This window comes from Methylovulum psychrotolerans, assembly GCF_002209385.1.
Classification (GTDB): Bacteria; Pseudomonadota; Gammaproteobacteria; order Methylococcales; family Methylomonadaceae; genus Methylovulum; species Methylovulum psychrotolerans.
The window spans coordinates 4,589,919-4,606,741 of sequence record NZ_CP022129.1 but is presented as its reverse complement, the minus strand read 5'-3'; the positions used below and the strand labels follow the sequence as shown (position 1 = coordinate 4,606,741).

General features: G+C 54.8%; 16 protein-coding genes. 9 read left to right on the top strand and 7 right to left on the bottom strand.

Features of this window, described 5'->3' with window-relative positions; genetic code table 11:
* The gene (locus CEK71_RS20775) at nucleotides 1–1,506 is read right to left on the bottom strand and encodes a baseplate J/gp47 family protein (protein ID WP_088621172.1); all 1,506 of its coding nucleotides are present in this window, start codon (nucleotides 1,504–1,506) and stop codon (nucleotides 1–3) included.
* Between the two features lie 334 nt (nucleotides 1,507–1,840).
* Between CEK71_RS20775 and CEK71_RS20770 the strand changes: the two genes are divergently transcribed.
* Genes CEK71_RS20770 through CEK71_RS20760 form a run of 3 tightly spaced genes read left to right on the top strand, consistent with a single transcriptional unit; the run spans nucleotide 1,841 to nucleotide 4,449 of the window.
* Entirely contained in the window at nucleotides 1,841–2,122 is a 282-nt protein-coding gene (locus tag CEK71_RS20770; RefSeq protein WP_088621171.1) for a hypothetical protein, read from the top strand.
* Between the two features lie 7 nt (nucleotides 2,123–2,129).
* Nucleotides 2,130–3,668 carry a hypothetical protein gene (locus tag CEK71_RS20765; RefSeq protein WP_088621170.1) on the top strand — a complete coding sequence of 513 codons (1,539 nt, stop codon included), beginning with the start codon at nucleotides 2,130–2,132 and terminating at the stop codon, nucleotides 3,666–3,668.
* Nucleotide 3,669: 1 nt separating this feature from the next.
* Nucleotides 3,670–4,449 carry a hypothetical protein gene (locus tag CEK71_RS20760; RefSeq protein WP_088621169.1) on the top strand — a complete coding sequence of 260 codons (780 nt, stop codon included), beginning with the start codon at nucleotides 3,670–3,672 and terminating at the stop codon, nucleotides 4,447–4,449.
* A gap of 232 nt (nucleotides 4,450–4,681) precedes the next feature.
* Here the strand turns inward: CEK71_RS20760 and CEK71_RS20755 are convergent, their stop codons facing one another.
* Both CEK71_RS20755 and CEK71_RS20750 read right to left on the bottom strand, forming a co-directional pair.
* Nucleotides 4,682–7,210, bottom strand: a complete 2,529-nt coding sequence (locus tag CEK71_RS20755; RefSeq protein WP_088621168.1) for a hypothetical protein — start codon at nucleotides 7,208–7,210, stop codon at nucleotides 4,682–4,684.
* Nucleotides 7,207–7,941: a hypothetical protein gene (locus CEK71_RS20750; protein WP_088621167.1), complete on the bottom strand. Its 735-nt coding sequence runs from the start codon at nucleotides 7,939–7,941 to the stop codon at nucleotides 7,207–7,209. Before CEK71_RS20750 ends, CEK71_RS20755 begins: the two co-directional genes overlap by 4 nt.
* A gap of 477 nt (nucleotides 7,942–8,418) precedes the next feature.
* On the opposite strand from CEK71_RS20750, the gene CEK71_RS20745 reads away from it, so the two are divergent.
* From CEK71_RS20745 to CEK71_RS20725, 5 genes are all read left to right on the top strand, one after another.
* On the top strand, nucleotides 8,419–8,811 hold the full coding sequence (locus CEK71_RS20745) for a hypothetical protein (RefSeq protein ID WP_088621166.1): 393 nt from the start codon (nucleotides 8,419–8,421) through the stop codon (nucleotides 8,809–8,811).
* Nucleotides 8,812–8,825: 14 nt separating this feature from the next.
* A complete protein-coding gene (locus tag CEK71_RS20740; RefSeq protein WP_088621165.1) occupies nucleotides 8,826–9,233 on the top strand; it encodes a hypothetical protein in 408 nt (135 codons plus the stop codon).
* A gap of 331 nt (nucleotides 9,234–9,564) precedes the next feature.
* A complete protein-coding gene (locus CEK71_RS20735) occupies nucleotides 9,565–10,272 on the top strand; it encodes a hypothetical protein (RefSeq protein ID WP_088621164.1) in 708 nt (235 codons plus the stop codon).
* Nucleotides 10,273–10,440: 168 nt separating this feature from the next.
* Nucleotides 10,441–11,373, top strand: a complete 933-nt coding sequence (locus CEK71_RS20730) for an AAA family ATPase (protein WP_088621163.1) — start codon at nucleotides 10,441–10,443, stop codon at nucleotides 11,371–11,373.
* Nucleotides 11,374–11,375: 2 nt separating this feature from the next.
* Nucleotides 11,376–12,398 (top strand): DUF4435 domain-containing protein, encoded by a 1,023-nt coding sequence (locus CEK71_RS20725; protein ID WP_088621162.1) that lies wholly within the window; start codon nucleotides 11,376–11,378, stop codon nucleotides 12,396–12,398.
* Nucleotides 12,399–12,533: 135 nt separating this feature from the next.
* Here CEK71_RS20725 and CEK71_RS20720 read toward each other — a convergent pair whose 3' ends face one another.
* Entirely contained in the window at nucleotides 12,534–14,039 is a 1,506-nt protein-coding gene (locus tag CEK71_RS20720) for a hypothetical protein (protein ID WP_088621161.1), read from the bottom strand.
* Between the two features lie 549 nt (nucleotides 14,040–14,588).
* Here CEK71_RS20720 and CEK71_RS23330 point away from each other — a divergent pair.
* Nucleotides 14,589–14,756 (top strand): hypothetical protein, encoded by a 168-nt coding sequence (locus CEK71_RS23330; RefSeq protein ID WP_170064990.1) that lies wholly within the window; start codon nucleotides 14,589–14,591, stop codon nucleotides 14,754–14,756.
* Between the two features lie 68 nt (nucleotides 14,757–14,824).
* Here the strand turns inward: CEK71_RS23330 and CEK71_RS20715 are convergent, their stop codons facing one another.
* The 3 genes from CEK71_RS20715 to CEK71_RS20705 all read right to left on the bottom strand — a co-directional run bounded on the left by CEK71_RS20715 (nucleotide 14,825) and on the right by CEK71_RS20705 (nucleotide 16,544).
* Nucleotides 14,825–15,460, bottom strand: a complete 636-nt coding sequence (locus CEK71_RS20715; protein ID WP_088621160.1) for a hypothetical protein — start codon at nucleotides 15,458–15,460, stop codon at nucleotides 14,825–14,827.
* Between the two features lie 81 nt (nucleotides 15,461–15,541).
* Nucleotides 15,542–16,279 (bottom strand): hypothetical protein, encoded by a 738-nt coding sequence (locus tag CEK71_RS20710; RefSeq protein WP_088621159.1) that lies wholly within the window; start codon nucleotides 16,277–16,279, stop codon nucleotides 15,542–15,544.
* Nucleotides 16,280–16,325: 46 nt separating this feature from the next.
* Nucleotides 16,326–16,544, bottom strand: coding sequence for a hypothetical protein (locus CEK71_RS20705; protein WP_088621158.1), 219 nt, complete (start codon nucleotides 16,542–16,544; stop codon nucleotides 16,326–16,328).
* Nucleotides 16,545–16,823: the final 279 nt, after the last annotated feature.

Sequence of the window (16,823 nt, the reverse complement as noted above, 5' to 3'; positions counted from 1 at the left end):
TTAACCTCCCCACAACGGCATTTTTTGGTTAACGGTACTGACACCGACCACTAAGCTGGCGACACTGACATAGCGGTATAGCTCTGGCCGCGCGTCGTTGGCATAAGGGGGGATGGTAACGCTCAGTTCTGCGCGGCGGTCGGCGATTTCCGGCAGGTTTTGCCGGAGCAGTTCGTGGATGCGCCGCTCGGTCGGACGGACTTTATTTTTCGCCGCGCTGGAGTCTTGGCCAAATTCGGCGAAAATTAAGGCTTTGATGCGGTTACCGACATCACCCGGTACATAAGAGGTGGAGATAGTGGCGGCAATCAAAATCGAGATGGGCGCGACCACCGGGCTTAAAAAGCGCACCCGATAACTGTCGTCGGCTTGGTTAAGCAGGGCTTGAATGGCCTGTTGCGTGGTGGTCAAGTCGGTATCGGCCAGCACGGTGGCGGTCATTGGGTCGGCAAGCGGGTCGGTTTCGGTGACGAGTTGTTCGTCCGCCTGATAGCAGGCGACCATTAGGGTATTGACATTATCCAAGCTAAACGGGCGCACTTGCGTGTCCTCGACCTCATTCCAAACCGAGAGGAATTTTAGGTCGGGGAAATTGCGCTTGACCAGATAGGCGAAATCGCCCAAAAACACCGCCGTACCGTCCGACACCGCCGGACATTTGCACAACTCGCGCAGAGTGCTGGCCGCTAAGGGATCGGTACCTGCATCGCTGATCTCATACAAGGACAAATCCAACGCCGAGTTTGAGCCGACGGTTAACGGCGTACCCCGTTCGGTGGTGATTCTTCCGGCGCAATAGCGAACGCTTAAGTGTAGGACTTGGCCTTGCGGGAACTGCACACCCACCACATCGACCAAACCGAACACCACTGAGAGTTGCTGGCTGGCATCCGCTTCAATAAAGTAGATGTACTCGCCGCTGGCATTATTGACGTAACGGTCGCGGTAAGCATACACGTTACCGTCGGCATCAGTGACGCTCAACCCTACCAGATACAGGCCGTCTTGAATAGGGATGGGGATTTTGTAAAACGCGAGGCTGGCGGTAATGGTATGGCTAAAGGCTACCACCGTTTCCTGTACCGCCGTCAGATACGCCGACCCTGGGTTCAGCGTCTGTCCGACCACGGTCGCCGCCGGCACGGTCACTGTCGCGACGGTATGGTAGTCATTACCGATAGTGTCGGCCAAATGGCTGCCGACGTTGATGGTGATGGCGGTGGTGCTGGTGTTTTTTACCTGCACCACAATCCGGGCACTGCCGGCTTGGTTGACAATGCCCCGCAAAGCGGCGGTCGCCACAATAGTCGCGTCTTTCGCCAAGCTGAACGGCTCGGCGGCGGCAACTTCCAGTTGCGCCGAAACCAACGCCGACATCATCGCCATGGCATTCAGCGGGGCGACCAGACGCGGGTCTTGCGCGGCATACAAAGGCGCGACGGTAGGATAGTTGTCGTCGTTAATAACGGCGGCGGTTTGGACTTGAAAATCGTATTGTGTCAACATGGGCTTAAATACAGTAAGGTGATCGTAAATTCGTTAAAACCCGCCGGGCAAGTTGGCCGATGCGCCCAATGCCGCGTTCCCTTCGGCTCCGCTCAGGGAACGGGGTTCTCCTGCTCCCTTCCGTTCCCTGAGCGAAGCCGAAGGGAAGGGAGAGGGGTATTAATAAGTGGGTGTGCATATATTTGTTAACATTTAAAATTGGTATCTCTGTAACCCCCTCCCTCCTGAGCGAAGCCGAAGGGCTCCCCCTGGCAAGGGGGAGGTTGGGAGGGGGTTGCTTAGATGGCGTAATCCCTAAGACGATAGTTTATCCCTTACAACTAGGAAGAAAAAAATGCTGATAACCGCTTTAGATATCCAAGACATGATCCGCCATTGGCTATCGACCCCGACCAACGCCTATTTAGGTGCCGGCTATGGCAACAGCGCCAAAGAGCTGATCGCCACGCCGCAAGCCGCCGGGTTGGCAGATGAATTTATTAAAAAATTGCTGGCCGACGTGCCGCTGTTGCAGAGCTTGCCGCCCGGCACAGTGAACGTGTATGGCATCAACACCCCGCCCGACCGAATGCGCTTGGTGCTTGAAGTGGCGGGCAACGAATTTACCCTGAGCTGACCCGCCCATGTTGACACAAGACGATTTTCAAGGCTTTATCGCCACCGCCCTTAATGCGGGCAATAACCGGTATCCTGACCTCACCCCGTTATATGCCGCCAAAGAGCCGCGTATTTTGGCCTCGCTCGATGCGATGGCGAAAATGCTGGCGATGCTGGCCGAGCAGTTAGACGATGCCCTGACCGAGCCGTTTACCCTAAGCAAAGACACCAGCGTTTTTGCCGCCGCCGCCCTGCGCGGCATTGTCAATAAGGCCAAAAGTGCGCGGGTTGTCATCCTCGCCCGAAACAGCAGTGACCAAGCCATCCGTATTGATGTCGGCGACCTGCTCAGTGATGTCGTCGGCAATGATTATATGGCCGAAGTGGCGGTCACTGTCCCGGCGGCCAGCGGCGGCGGTTCGTCCCTCAGCCCCGGCGAGGCGTATTTTCCGGCGGTGCAGCGCAAAACCGTGCTGCTTAACCATACCGTCACCGCCAGCCAAGCATTTTATCGGATTGAAATCCCCGTCCAAGAGGGTCTGTATTTGGCCTCGATTGCCGTCCAAGGCACCGTGCCAGTGCAAGGGGGTACGGCAACCAGCCTCCAAGCCTACGAATACCGTGACCGTTATGTCAATAGCCAAGTCGGCGAGCCGATTTATAACGTCGATGCCGATGAGAAACAGCGTGTTTATGTGGTGTTTGGCATGGCGGGGGTGGTCGGGGTGCAACCGCAGCAAGGTCAGGTGATGAATTTGACCGTCAATTATTGCGCCGGAAAAATCACCACCGAATTGGGTACGCCGCTGAGTTTGGCGCAACCGACGGTGCTGGATTTGTCGCTGTACACCATTACCGATGCCGGGGCGGCCCCCTTGCCGACCGCAACCTTGCGCCAGTTATGCAAATACCCCACGGTCTATGACGGTTCGGCGGTCTTGTTAGGCGAATTTGACTACCTGCTTAACCGCACCTTCCCCGACCTGAAGTTTCTGTCGGTATGGAATGAGGCGCGGGAAGAGCAGGTGCGCGGCATTAACGTCAATAACGTCAATACCCTGATGGTCGCCTGTTATCAGGATGTGGAGCCGATACTGGCCGAAACCGATCCGATACACAGTCCGGTGCTGCCCGCCGTTATTGCCGACAGCGACCTGAACGCTTTGCAATCCGCCATCAAGACCGCGTTAAACAAGGCCGACAGCGGCTATCGGGTACGCTTTTTAACACCCGTGACCGCGCCTATCGGCATGATAGTGAACGCCAACGTCGCCAGCATTTACGCGCCCGCCGATGTCAGCAACCGCATCAGTGCCTTGTTGCTCGCCGAGTTTGGCCAAGACTCCAGCAATGCCAAGCGGAAAATCCACCCGACCGAGCGGCGCATCCAAGAATTATTACGGCAAAACCTGCCGGAAATTGCCGATAAATGGGCGGAATTGGCGGTGACGATCGTCTATTACCCGAATGACACCCGGCCTGAACTGTACCGTTATGTGACTGCGGCCAGCCTCAGCGTCAACGTCACCCGCCATAGCCAAAAAGTGCCGATGTGGGGAGATTGAGATGACGTTGACAGCCTTAGCCAATAGCGCGGCTTTCGACGCGGTCGAGGGCGACCTTAAGCAATTGTTTATGGATGTCTTTGCCGCCCAGTTAGCGGACGGCGTGGCCGATGCGCTGGCACTGGCCGTACCCGAAGCCGGATCGCAAACGGTGCTGCGCCAGTCGCTGAACGACAACGGCTTGGTACTGATTGAGCAATTAGGCAATAGTGCCTTTTATCATCGGGAGCTGTTAGGCCTGGTGTTAAAAGCCTGGCGCGGGCGTAACTTTAACAATCGGGGGCTGGCCTTTTTCCGCACGTTAACGAAAGCGATGTATCCGGGGGCTCAGATAGTGCCGCTTTGGCAACCGAAGGCGCAATCTTATGGTACGGGCTTGTTTATCGGAGTAGATCAAGCCGATACCTCGGCGGCTTGGTTGACCAGCCGCTTACAAGTGACCACCCATGCCGCCCCGCCGACTAATTTGGGATTGTTGCGTGATTTGATCGCCTACACCTTGCCTGCCCGCTTCGTCATCCATTATGTCGAAGAGGTGGCGGCCTCCCCTGCCGAAGCCGAGGCAGCGGTTAGTGGCCATATCACCGTGGTGAGCCATCTCGACGGCGCGGCGCAAGCCGAAGCCGCCGCCAACCCCGCCGAGTTGGCGCAAACCACAGAATTGGCCACCATCGCCGCCGCCGAAACCCTCGCTCAGGCCGATATGAGCCAAACGACAGATTTGGCGGGTGATGCCCCAGCCAGCGCGGCGGGTGGGGCGGATGAAACCGGGGCGGTGTAGGTGGGCGGCCATTACGTTAAGGATTAAGCCTTATTACTCGATCATCAAGTTTTTAACATTAGAATAAGCAACTTAGCCACTGACATTGGGTGAGTATTTAAATTAATTAAAAACAATAAGTTGAAAGGTGACGCCGCTCCCTCCCCTGATGGGGAGGGCTGGGGTGGGGTTCAACACGCAGAGATCAATGGAACACCTACTTATTTCCAGCCGCACAGGTTATACACCCACCCTAAATATACGCATTAACCGCCGGACGCGCCCTGATGCCGCCGCTGACGATATGGGCGATGGCGGCGTTGGGCAGGTCTTGACCCGCCCCCGTATCGGGCAGCACCACGGTGGTTCTGGTCGCGGGCGGCGGGTTGCTGGCCAAGCTCTGGCGCGGCTCCGGTGCGGCGGCTGGCGCGGGCGGTGCGGGATCAATGCTAGGGACTGGCGGCATACTCAATAGCCGGATCGGGGCAGAATGGGCGGCGGAGGCTAAGGGGCTTACCCTACCGCCAATACCGACCTGCCCATCCAAATTTAACGCGACCTCATCAACTGCCGTTAAGCTAACCCGCCCCAAGCCGTCAATTAGGCGGTTAGCCGACGGCTTTTTGCTCGCCTGTTGGGTTTTCTTCGCCAATAAACGTAGCTTTTTGCTGACCTGCGCCGCTTGGACGGTCGCCACCACGGTGCGTCCGTCCAGCGGATAGTCCAGCGCAAGGTTCTCAGAGCCTATCGGCAAGGCCGTATGGGGCTGTGCGGGGCGGGTGTTGGGGGCTTGGGTCAACGCCTCGCCCACGGTATCGTTATAGAAGCCGCTGGCGCCGTCCTGCCCAGCCGTTCCGTTATCCGGCAATGCCTCATGGTTAGTGTCCGCCGCCAAGGCCGCTACTTTCAGCGGCTCAGACGGGACAGGCTTGACGGTGGCAGTAGCGTTATTGTGTTCCGGTACTGACAGCGCCTTGGGCAGTGCCGCGGGCGGGTTGGGCTTGCGTCCGACAGCTGGCGTTTCGGTAGGGGCATAACGCCCCCCATCCGCCAGCACAGCACCGCCTGTCAGACGGTTGCCTGCCGTTTCTTGCCGACTGCTACGCGGCGCATTTTGCGGGGTGGCTTTCGTCAATGGCGCGGGCGTTTTGGCGTTAAGCACGGTGGGTGCTATCGGCATCGGTGGGGGTGTTGGTACCGATACGGATAGCCCAACCGGATTTGCCGCCTCAGGCAAAGCCGGGGGCGGCTGGATTGGTGGCACGGTAGCCGCCTCAGGCGTACTGCCAGGCAAAGCCGTAGACGGCTGGGCAGCAGGCGGCACGGTAGCCGCCTCAGGCGTACTGTCAGGCAAGGTTGTAGACGGCTGGGTAGCCGCCTCAGGCGTACTGTCAGGCAAAGCCGTGGATGGCTGGGCGGCAGGCGGCAGGGTAGCCGCCTCAGGTGTACTGTCAGGCAAAGCCGTAGACGGCTGGGCAGCAGGCGGCACGGTAGCCGCCTCAGGTGCACCTTCAGGCAAAGCTGTGGATGGCTGGGCGGCAGGCGGCAGGGTAGCCGTCTCAGGCAAAACGGTGGACGGCTGGATTGGCAGCATACCAGCCTCTGCCCTAGGCGCACCCTTGGGCAAAGCTGTAGGCAACTGGGCTGGCGGCACACGTCCGCTAGCGGAGGCGGTCCCGCTTATCGCGTTGCCGACCATCTCATCAATCGTCATAAATGGCGGTAACGCGGGGGCAATGACCGCCGATAGCAACCCGTCAATCGCAGTTTGCCCCACCACCGGACGGTAGCCCGCTGTGGCCGGCTTAGCCGCCGCACTGTCGCTGCCCTCTGCTTCGCCTGCGTCTGCGTCTCTAGGCTCGGCCGAGCGCGCCATTAATGCCAGATGATAGGCCTGTTGTTCATCCAGCCCTTGGGTGCGGTAATGCTGGTATAATTGCGCCGCCGTATCCAAGGCCGCTAGCCACGTTGCTGAGGGAATACTGGCTTTATTGGCATCCCCCGCCTTACTTCCGTAGGCTCTGCCGGTATCGGGGTTGGCAATCGACCGCCATTCTTTCGCGCTCGCCAACAGGGCGGCATGGGCATCTTTGCTGTCGCCTTTAATATAGTCTTCGATATCCGGGCGTTTGCTGGCCGCCAGATAGCCGGTAAACAAACGGTCTTGCAACGGCCCGTCAAACACGCTGTCCAAATTCAAATTTAGCTTAGCGATACCCGCCGCCAAGGTTTGCGGAATCATTTGGTATTTACCGACAGCAAAAATACGTTGGTTATTGCTGATAGGCAAGGCCTGATAAGCCAGTATCTCCCTTAAAGTCAGTGTCGTTACATCGCGCGGGTCATTTTTGGGCTTGGCTAAAATCTTATATTTGGGTTTCTTCCCGCCCGCTACTTTTATGGTTCCCCGGTTAAAAGACCGATAACCGTCTTTACCGCTTTCGCCGTGCTCCAGCAAGGTCAGCAGCGTCTGCGCTCCCCCCGCCGCTGGGGCTTGAGTCTGGACTTGGGCAGCCGCCATGCGGTGTTTGGCGACACCTTGGGCAGTGACGGTGTCAGGCAACCCTAACAATGTCGTCAACGCCAAGCCATTATAGAGCGGCGACGCATCGGCAACGCGCAACCCCGTCGGTGTCAGGGTAGCCGACAAGGGATTGCCGACCGTTGCAACCGCTCCCTGACGCATCTGTAAACCTTGCTTAACCCGTGCCGATAAACCCGGCAAAAGACCGAGTTCCAACGGCTCACCCAGCAAAAAACCTTCTTCGTCAAAAGCCATCATTTATCGGCCCTCCGAAACGATTCCGTTTGTAGAAAACTCAGCGTCAGCTCTTCCATGCCATCGCTTGCCCTGCTCAACTTAGCTTCCAGTTTAGTGGGCTTAAACCAGCCAATATCTTCATAAGGCGCGATGACCAGCTTACGGCTAACGCCATACAGCACCTTAATTCGGCACACATAGTTATACGGAACCCCCACCGTGCCGTCAGAGTGGGCGCTTAAGGCGCATTGGCTCTTAAACCATTTTTTGATAGTGCCGTGCTGATCGTCTAACGTGGTGATTTTTAGCTCCACCGCCGCCGTATTTTTCACGCTGTTTAACACCGCCGCGCCGACATTATAGGCATCACCACCCAAACTTTGCGGGGCATACAGCACCCCGGTCACATACAAATTAAACCGTGGCGGCAACTCCGTAACGGTTTGATAAGAATTGGCGAAGCTGATCTCCACTAAAAACAGATTACTCTTATGCAGCCCCAAGCCTTGGCTATCCCTCATAATAGTCCGGGCTTCGGTCGGGCTAATGCCGCCAAACAAGGGAGTAGGTTTACGCCAATACCGTGCCTGTGACAAAATGCCCTGCAAGCCGGGGATGAGGGAATCGAACAGGCCAGATTCCAGCGCCCGCACCCCAAAATGGTTGTAATCCCCGTTCAGGAGGTCGCTTATCCCGCCCGCGCCCTTACCGATAGCGTCTATCACATCAGGGCCTAGCGTATTATTAACCAATTATAGGAAATCCCCCGGCTCTGCCGGGGAGACAGCAAAAGTTTGACATTAAGAGGAGTCCATCAGGACACTTGAAATCGTGAACCGCCAAGTACACGATTGAGGAGAATCCTGATGAACGGGCGGGCGTGGCGGCTATTATGGCGGCCCTGGCTCAGGGTTTTATGGGTCGGGTTACGGCTATCCTTATTATGGCGGGTATGGGTACGGATACGCCAATCCAGCCATTGTGATCAGACCCACCTACGCCATACCCGGCCCCGGATACCTCTGGCGGTCTCACCCCGCTTATGGCTGGGGCTGGTACCACCCTAGGGCCGGTTGGCATCGCGGTTGGCGATAACAGCCCACAACAGCCATTAAATTGTTAAAACAATACGGCCCAAGCATTTGCTGTCAAGGCGCGTAAAACCGCCTATAACAATGACCAAACGCTTGCCAGTAACGGACGGATAGATTTTTTGCAAGGCATAAACCATGAAAACACATAACATGCGGATAGCCATGCTGCTGATAATGTGCAGCTTGTCTAGCGGGGCTTGGGCGCATAGCGGCGGAGGTGGTGGCCATGGCGGCGGCGGCTTCGGAGGCGGCGGCCATGGCGGTGGCGGCTATTACGGCGGCCTTGGCTTAGGGTTTTATGGGCTAGGTTACGGCTACCCTTATTATGGCGGCTATGGCTACGGCTATCCCGCAACAGTCGTCACCGCACCCGTAACGCCGCCCGTTTACATCCAACAATCCCCGGCAGTTACCCAACACGCCCCCGGCTATTGGTATTACTGCACCCACCCGGCAGGCTATTACCCCTATATCAAAGCCTGCCCCAGCGGTTGGCAACCTGTTGCCCCCACCCCACCTGCACCCTAAATAAGGAGTTTTACATGTCACCTATCACTACATTTTTTGCAGTCACGGCAGTCATGGCTATAGCCGGCTGCACCACCTTACCCACCGGCCCCAATGTCATGGTGCTACCCGGCACCGGCGTGTCGTTTGACAAGTTCCGCACCGATGACACCCTCTGCGAACAATACGCCGCCTCCCAAATCGGGGCGGCGACTTCCGCAAATGCCAGCAGCAGTACCGATGAATTACAAGAACGCTACGATGTCGCCTACGTCCAATGTATGTATACAAAAGGCCATCGGGTACCCATATCAGGGCCGTTCTCTGACCTAGAACCTCATGGCGCAGATATGCCGCCAGCACACATTCCGCCGCCGCCAACAGGTGCGCCGCCACGCCCTCCCCACGATGCGCCTAACAGCCCAGGCAATTTGAACCAATAAACCCCTTGCAACATAAGCCATGCCGCCCAACCCTTTTAGGTTTGGGCGGCAATCCTTCCCTCCTGAGCGAAGCAGAAGGGGTTCCGCTTGCCAGGTGGAAGAGTTTTTTCCCTAACTTTCGCCTGTACGACGGGGAAGACATAAACTCCCTCCCCTGCCAAGGGGAGGGCTGGGGTGGGGTTTAACACGCTGAGACGCAATGGAACGCCGACTTAATTTTATGCATGTTCCTTAAGTGGCAAAGCCCCAAACAAACCCCATCCCTAACGCACCAAATTAGAGCTATAATGGTAGGAATAACCCAGCCCCACTCTCAGGAAATACCCACCAGATGGATTTAGCAACCCGCCTCAGCCGTTTAAGCCCACTGCTGATCCTTGCCCTCCTGCTCTTACCCGCCCTGTGCCTAGCCCAGCAAAACCTCTTCAACGTCCCCTCGGCAGACATCACCGAAGCCGGACAATTCTTCTTCCAACAACAATTCAACATCATCAGCGCCAACTCCGGCACCAGCAACACCACCCTAGACTACGGCTTAGGCAGGCAACTGGAAATCGGCCTCAACCTGTTCAACCTGGACATGCAAACTACCAACGGCAGCTACCAAAACCCCCACATCCTGCTCAACTTCCAAAAAGGCCACACCTTTAACCAACACTATAAAATCGGCTTCGGCAGCCAATCCGGCCTAACCCCCGCCCTACACGGCCACACCACCGAACTGCCCAGCTTCAACTACATAAACAACGCCGTAGACCTGCAAGAGCACGGTAAATACTTCCTAGGCGGCTACTTCGCCAACCAAGCCTACGCCGGCAAAAACCAATTCGGCTTCATGGCAGGTGCCGAATACCCCCTCATCCACCATAAAATACACCTGATGGCCGACTTCATCAGCGGCGACAACGACCTCAGCGTCGCCGTCATCGGTGCCGCCTTCCACCTCAGCCACCACTGGCAAATCTCCCTAGGCGCCCAACTCCCCGCACCCACCAGCCACAACGACTACGGGCTGGTTTTGGAGATTACCAAATTGTAGTGGGCAATTCAGACAACGCTAAAAATACAGATATTGGAGCGCGGGCATCTTGCCCGCAACAGCAGTCAAGCGGCCAGGCCACCGTGCAATGGCTAAAGACCATTGCACTCCGCGTCCTATTGTGTTGAGATTAGCCATACACACCGCACCCAACTTAACTTTAATACTATGGCCGAACAACGCCCTTCACAATCCAAACCCGCTAGACCATCCGAACCTATCCGCTACATTAAACAGCTAAAAATAACAGGGCTTTGGGATCGGTTTGATATTGCTTGGGAATTACAGCCTGATGTTAATGTCTTGGCGGGGATTAATGGCAGCGGCAAAAGCACCATTTTGGGTTGTATGTACGAGCTAATTACGGTCAGAAAATCATCTCGCGGCTATTTGGCTATGGCCAAAAACGTTAATCTGTTTTTTGATAATAAGTGGCATATCCATGCTAGCTATTCCTCCAAAAATGGCATAATGACAAGCTTAAACTCATTGTTTCTCTACGACTTATCCGTAGACCTCATCAGCACCTTCGACACCGACTTAAAGCCCTCAGAAGCCATACAAAAACTATCAGATGACCGCGTCAGCACCGAACTGGATTGGCAAATCCATTTGCTGCAAATACAATACCTTGATTACCAATTAAACATCAGCAGGAAAAAAGACGTACTCATGGAAAGTGGCGCGGACAATATCCCCGAACGCTGGCAAACCATCAAATACCCCCAAAACCGCTTCCTAGCCATAATAGATGAAGCATTCGCCGAAACAGGCAAAAAAGTCAACCGCGATAAAAACCATGTCGAATTTTTGGCAGGAGTTAAAGAGCTCAGCGCCTATCAACTATCCTCAGGCGAAAAGCAATTGCTTATCATCCTGTTAACAGTGCTGGTACAGGATAACAAGCCGTCTATTCTGTTTATGGACGAGCCAGAAATCTCCTTGCATATCGACTGGCAGAGAAAATTGATAGGCCATATCCGTGAATTAAACCCCAATGCGCAGATAATCATCGCCTCCCATTCCCCCGCCATCATCATGGAAGGCTGGCTTGATAAGGTGGTTGAAATCAGCGATATTACCGTACCTCAAGCGGGGTAAATATGGCGAGTTCATTCATTGAGAACCTATCGTCTGAATTCCAAAAAGCCAACAACGCCTATGCCCCAAAAGCCGCCAAGCCCAAAGTGCTTGTTTACGTCGAAGGCCATGACGATGTCGCTTTTTGGCATAATATCTTAAGCCCTTATCAAGCAAAAACAGGCGTTAAATTTGACATACAGCCTTTTACGCAGGGTCTTGAGCAAGGTAAAACCGCCTTAACAAAATTATTCCCTCAAACTGGCGCGTATTTGCTGGTCTGTGTGGATAGCGATTACGATTACCTGCTCCCCGACCATTCAGAGGCCGCCAAAGCCATTAACACTAACCCGTACATCCTGCAAACCTACGCCCACTCGATTGAAAATCTAAAATGTTACGCGCCCAGCTTGGCACACGCCTGTGTTAAAGCGACCCAAAACACCAGCGAACTTATCGACTTACCCGACTGGTTGGCAACGTATTCACAGCAAGTGTTTTGGCTGTTTATCTGGAACCTGTACCTGCATAACTTACACGCCCACAACGACTTTACCCAAACCCAATTTTGCGACACCATCCGGTTAACTGAAACACCGTCGTCCACAAATTATGGCGGGGCATTGGCGACCGTTAAACACCGTGCCGAAGAGAAACAGCAAGCGTTAGAGAAGACCCATCCCAAACACGCGCCAGAGCTGGTGGCATTTGCAGAGCAACTGGCTAAGCGCGGCTTAACCCCTGAAACAGCTTATCTTTTTATTCAGGGGCATACACTGTATGACAAGGTGGTGTTACCTTTACTGAAACCGATTTGCGAAGCCTTAAAAAAAGCACGGCGCGAAGAAATCCAGCAGTGGGGGCAAGATCAAGATGAGAAAGACAAAAAAGATAAAAAAAATAAAGACAACAACTACCATAATGCACTATCAAAAATACAAGATACATTGAACCATCATTACGAATTCAAAGACTGCTTTTTATACGAAAAGATTCTCACCGATGTCGAAGCGTTTTTAAGGGAAGCCGAATATCATCAACGGTAGCAAACGTAGGTTGGGCAAGCTGTTCTGCCCAACATTTCCCACCCCGCCTGCCCCAAAACACCCGCCATAACAGCATAAACGTTAGAGGCAGGCCGCTTGCCAAGCACAAACCACCCGCCCAACCACAACTAAACCCTACTGCCCCACCGCAAACAACGTCCCATTATTAATCGCATAAACCGTACCGTCCGCGCCGATTAAGGTCGGGGTATACGCCTCGCCCAAGCCCGCCGTCAGCACCACTTGCTCAGACAAGGTGTTGGTGGTCAAATCCCAGCGGTACAGCACCCCGTCCTCACTGTTCGCCAACACCGACTTGCTGAACGGGTCAATGGCGGCGGAATTGATGCACCACTCGCGCACCGCGTTAGGCTTGCCCGCCGTAGGTTCCGGCGTAGCGCCGACAATCGTCAGCACCTCTTTCATCACCTTAGTGCTTTGGTTAACCGGATCGGGCATTTGCGCGTTAGGGTCCAGCACGGCAATCTTATTCACACCATCGGCAAACTGCACATAATTGTTATACTTGGTAAACAGCAGATACGCCGACGACCCCGTATAAGACGGCACCAACGCCGCATTGACCACCGACGCGGTGGCATCCCAACCGAACGAGCCGGGCGTTTTCGTCTTGGTCAACGCGCCGTTAAAATGCAGCAACCAACCCCGGTCATTATGCGAGAGGAAACTGTTCTCCAACACCCCAAAATACACATCCCCATCCGGGCCTACCGTCGCCGAAGCCGAACCGTCTTCCGGCAACAACGCATCCAACCCGGACTTAGGGTCTTTCAAACGGACATGCGCCAACGGCGCGAGGGTGGCGGTATCGACCGCAACCAAATAGCCCGTGCCGAAACTATTGCCGTTTGACACCGCAAAATACAGCTTGCTCTGATTATTGCTTAAAGTCGGCGCGTTGTTCATCACTATATGGTTGATACTGGCATCATTGCCTGCCGCCGCCGTGGCGGTGACAAACGACACCGTACCGTCAGCGGCGATTTTGGCGACCCCGCTTTTCAGATTCAGCGGGGTCGTACCCAGCGCGACATAACCGAAATAGACATTACCCGCACGGTCGGCGACCAAGGGCGTGGAGATTTTGATATTAGCGTTATATGTCGTTTTGGCGGCGGTGTAATTCGCCAAGCCATAAAAAGCGATCTGGCCGCTAGCACCCGTCAACGCGTCCGGGCGGTCACGGTAATACACCGTACCGCCCGCGCCCGCCCAATACAGACGGTTTTTCGCGGTCAGCACCGGACTAAAACTCGGTGTCCAATTATGCGGCGGCAAACTGTAATCCGTCGCCAGCGTGTAACGCAACGTCCCGTCACTGCCCTTGCGCACCTCCAGCTTAAAGCCGTCGGTCGCCCCGGTCTTCACAGGTACGATCACATTATTCGCCCCCGTCACCACAGGCGAGCCGTAATGGATCAGCAACTCGGAACCGGCATATTGCGGGCTAAGGTCAACCGGGGTCTGCCAGCGGACACGCTGCAATGGTTGGGAGCGCACCGTCGATACCCCCGTATGCTGGGCATCGTGAGCATAGCCCGACCAGATAGGGCCGGCCAAAGCAGCCAACGGCGCAAGCGCCAAGACAGCGAGGGAAATCCGCAGGTGTACAGCAAGCATAATCATCTCCTTGTTGGGGGTAAGTAAGGGGGTCAATAGGGTCTTGGTAGGGTGGCCTAAGGCCTGTATTAAACCCTATTCCCATAAAAACACCTAGAGCCGAGTGTATCCGCCCGAACACGATAAAGTTCAAAGCCGGTCAGGCAGGCCATTTCTGCCCGACCGAACCACTAAACTTGCCGCCTTTTATTCAGGCCCGCAAAATCCTTATGCCCGTTCCTAACGGCCGATCACGCTATTAATTCCGCCAACCTATCTGTCAGGCAGAAACTGCCCATCCAACACGGGCATAGGATAATCCGCCCCGCCTTCCGGCCTTAAATACGTTATCCTTAACCCATAAATGCGCTATCCCCTTAAAAAACCAAATAATCCCCAAACCACAGGTCAAGTACCCTACACACCTTTTATGAATCGTTAACGAATAAAACAACGCATTTATGAAACAATCTATGTAAATATAGTGCTATTGTAAACTATGTCAACCTGCCCTATATTTACCCTGCGGTTTACCAGAACCGCGCCATTTTAATTAACGAGGATCACTCAATGAACGACTTTTATAAAGATATTGTCATCGGCATCGTTTTTGCCACTGGCTTGTTAGGCTTCGTCTCCGGCGAATTCATCATCTCATCGGCGCTGTTCGCCACCGCCGCCGTTGCCAGCAATGTCAACACCAACCGCAGAAAAGGCTACACCGAGCAAACTTTATGAGGCTAGCCTGGGCAACTCGCGGCCTTAACCCAGCAAATAATAGGGTGCGCAACGCGTACCCTATTACCTTAACGGCCTAACAGGCCATAGCGTTTGAGCACCACCCGTCTCGGCAAACTCGCGCCAAACTGATGCGGCCTATCGACAGGCTGATCTTGATAGCAATAATATTCAGGATAACGCCGCCCCGTCAGCGTATAAGCCACCCCATCAGGCGGCACTAAACCCTGCCAACGCAACCGCCCACCCTCAACCTCCGGCACACTGCCCGACACCAGCGTATCGGTGCTATCCAGCCACACCACACTATCCACCTGCGCCACCACAAAATCTACCCCATTAAGCCCCGCGACCAGCACCAAGCTAAACGGTTCGGTACGGTTACACAATTGCACCCGGTCATAGCCGCCAATGGCATAAAGCGGCGAATCCGAAGGGATGCTCAACACCACATCCCCCACATCCAACAGCCCAAACCCCTCTAACGCCTGCGCCTGCGCACCGCTGATAACCCCCGCCTGCGCCGCAGTCGGCTCACCCCAGATATGCCCCGCGCCAAAGCACTGCACACAATCGACGCGTGGCTGCCCCGAATCGCGGCTCACACACGGGCAAGCCACCGCCCGCCGCCAAGCCACCGCCTGCCCGACTTGATTCAGCAACTGGTTAAATAATAAGGGATTGAGATAAGCGGGCGTGTCCATAAAAGACCTGTGCGGGGGAAAAAGAGGATGTCCGGCTAAGCCATACCCTAGCCGATAACAAAAAACCATTAGACCTTAACGTCACCCCATCCGAACCCCATGGATGCTATCCAGCAAACTGTGCTTCAGCTCATCCACCGCCCCCTGCCACGCCGCCAGATTAAGCGATGTCGAACGGCTAAAACCATCCGCGCTTAAACTTTGCGAACCCGGCAAAAACGCCAGCTTCAACACATTCAGCACCGTCATACGGTTAACCAGCGCGACAATATCCGGCCAACACGTCTCCACATCCGTCAGACCCGCCAAATAACGCAAACGCACCAACAACGGCATGGCAGAAAAACCGCCGCCCAACGCTTGCAGTAACGTCGCCGAAAACGGCATGTCCACGCTTAAAGCCGTTGGGATCAATTGGATTTGCCCGTATTTCCTGTCCAAATTCAGCCACGCCTGCGGCACCGTAAACACCTGCCCAGACCCCGGATACGTCAACTCAATGCGATGCACCGCAATAATCGGCTTCATGCGCGTCGCCAAAAACCCGAACGGGGCGGCTCCGAACTGCGCGGGATCATAATAATAAAACGCCTCCTGCGCATAAGGCCGCTTAGCGGCAACCAACGCGGCGACCTCTTCGGGCGGGGCATCATCGGGGATAATCTCGGTTGGCGTAAAAAACACCCGCAACTCGCGTTGCGCTTGGGCATAAGCGGCGTTAAACGTCTGCGTCAGCAACTCATCGGTGAGCAAAGCGGCATTAATCAGCCCCGCTTGATTAAGCATAAGCTGGAGCGAAACAAGGTCAGGGGTCAACATAAGGCGGGCAACCTAAACGATAGTGGCAACAAGCCTAAGGATACGGTCACGACAAGGCCAGCCAAGCCCCCACAACGTCAACGCCAGCACCTAAAAACCGCAAGCAGCGCCGCCCCACCCGCCGCCAGTGCCAAAAAATCCACACAAAAACCCACCAAAAGCCGCCTAAAAAAGGATTTTTCCGCCCCCAGTGCAACACTTGGCACAACTTCGCCCACCACATTAACTTAATCAATATCAAAAAATTAGCCAAGGCTTTAGGCATTACCCACAGTCGCTTTTTATTTTAAAGTATGTAAAACTTCACTTATTTTTTGGTACTACTTAATTTTAATTACGTTAATTTTTTGGTATCGTCTTAACAAAGACAATCCACGCCCTTTAAACAAAACAGTATCTTGTCCAGCCGCGCCTATCAGGCCAAAAACCCGATACGCGATGCCTTTAAGCACTATCCGCCGCAGCGACACTGCATCAATAAGCCATAGTGCCTTTAGCAATGCGTCAGCGTAGCCAAGATAACCATTTTATATAAGTGCCTTGT

Coding starts and splice junctions, on each gene's coding strand:
- CEK71_RS20775 (WP_088621172.1), bottom strand. CDS start 1,506: ATGTTGACACAATACGATTTTCAAGTCCAAACCGCCGCCGTTATTAAC.
- CEK71_RS20770 (WP_088621171.1), top strand. CDS start 1,841: ATGCTGATAACCGCTTTAGATATCCAAGACATGATCCGCCATTGGCTA.
- CEK71_RS20765 (WP_088621170.1), top strand. CDS start 2,130: ATGTTGACACAAGACGATTTTCAAGGCTTTATCGCCACCGCCCTTAAT.
- CEK71_RS20760 (WP_088621169.1), top strand. CDS start 3,670: ATGACGTTGACAGCCTTAGCCAATAGCGCGGCTTTCGACGCGGTCGAG.
- CEK71_RS20755 (WP_088621168.1), bottom strand. CDS start 7,210: ATGATGGCTTTTGACGAAGAAGGTTTTTTGCTGGGTGAGCCGTTGGAA.
- CEK71_RS20745 (WP_088621166.1), top strand. CDS start 8,419: ATGAAAACACATAACATGCGGATAGCCATGCTGCTGATAATGTGCAGC.
- CEK71_RS20740 (WP_088621165.1), top strand. CDS start 8,826: ATGTCACCTATCACTACATTTTTTGCAGTCACGGCAGTCATGGCTATA.
- CEK71_RS20735 (WP_088621164.1), top strand. CDS start 9,565: ATGGATTTAGCAACCCGCCTCAGCCGTTTAAGCCCACTGCTGATCCTT.
- CEK71_RS20730 (WP_088621163.1), top strand. CDS start 10,441: ATGGCCGAACAACGCCCTTCACAATCCAAACCCGCTAGACCATCCGAA.
- CEK71_RS20725 (WP_088621162.1), top strand. CDS start 11,376: ATGGCGAGTTCATTCATTGAGAACCTATCGTCTGAATTCCAAAAAGCC.
- CEK71_RS20720 (WP_088621161.1), bottom strand. CDS start 14,039: ATGCTTGCTGTACACCTGCGGATTTCCCTCGCTGTCTTGGCGCTTGCG.
- CEK71_RS23330 (WP_170064990.1), top strand. CDS start 14,589: ATGAACGACTTTTATAAAGATATTGTCATCGGCATCGTTTTTGCCACT.
- CEK71_RS20715 (WP_088621160.1), bottom strand. CDS start 15,460: ATGGACACGCCCGCTTATCTCAATCCCTTATTATTTAACCAGTTGCTG.
- CEK71_RS20710 (WP_088621159.1), bottom strand. CDS start 16,279: ATGTTGACCCCTGACCTTGTTTCGCTCCAGCTTATGCTTAATCAAGCG.
- CEK71_RS20705 (WP_088621158.1), bottom strand. CDS start 16,544: ATGCCTAAAGCCTTGGCTAATTTTTTGATATTGATTAAGTTAATGTGG.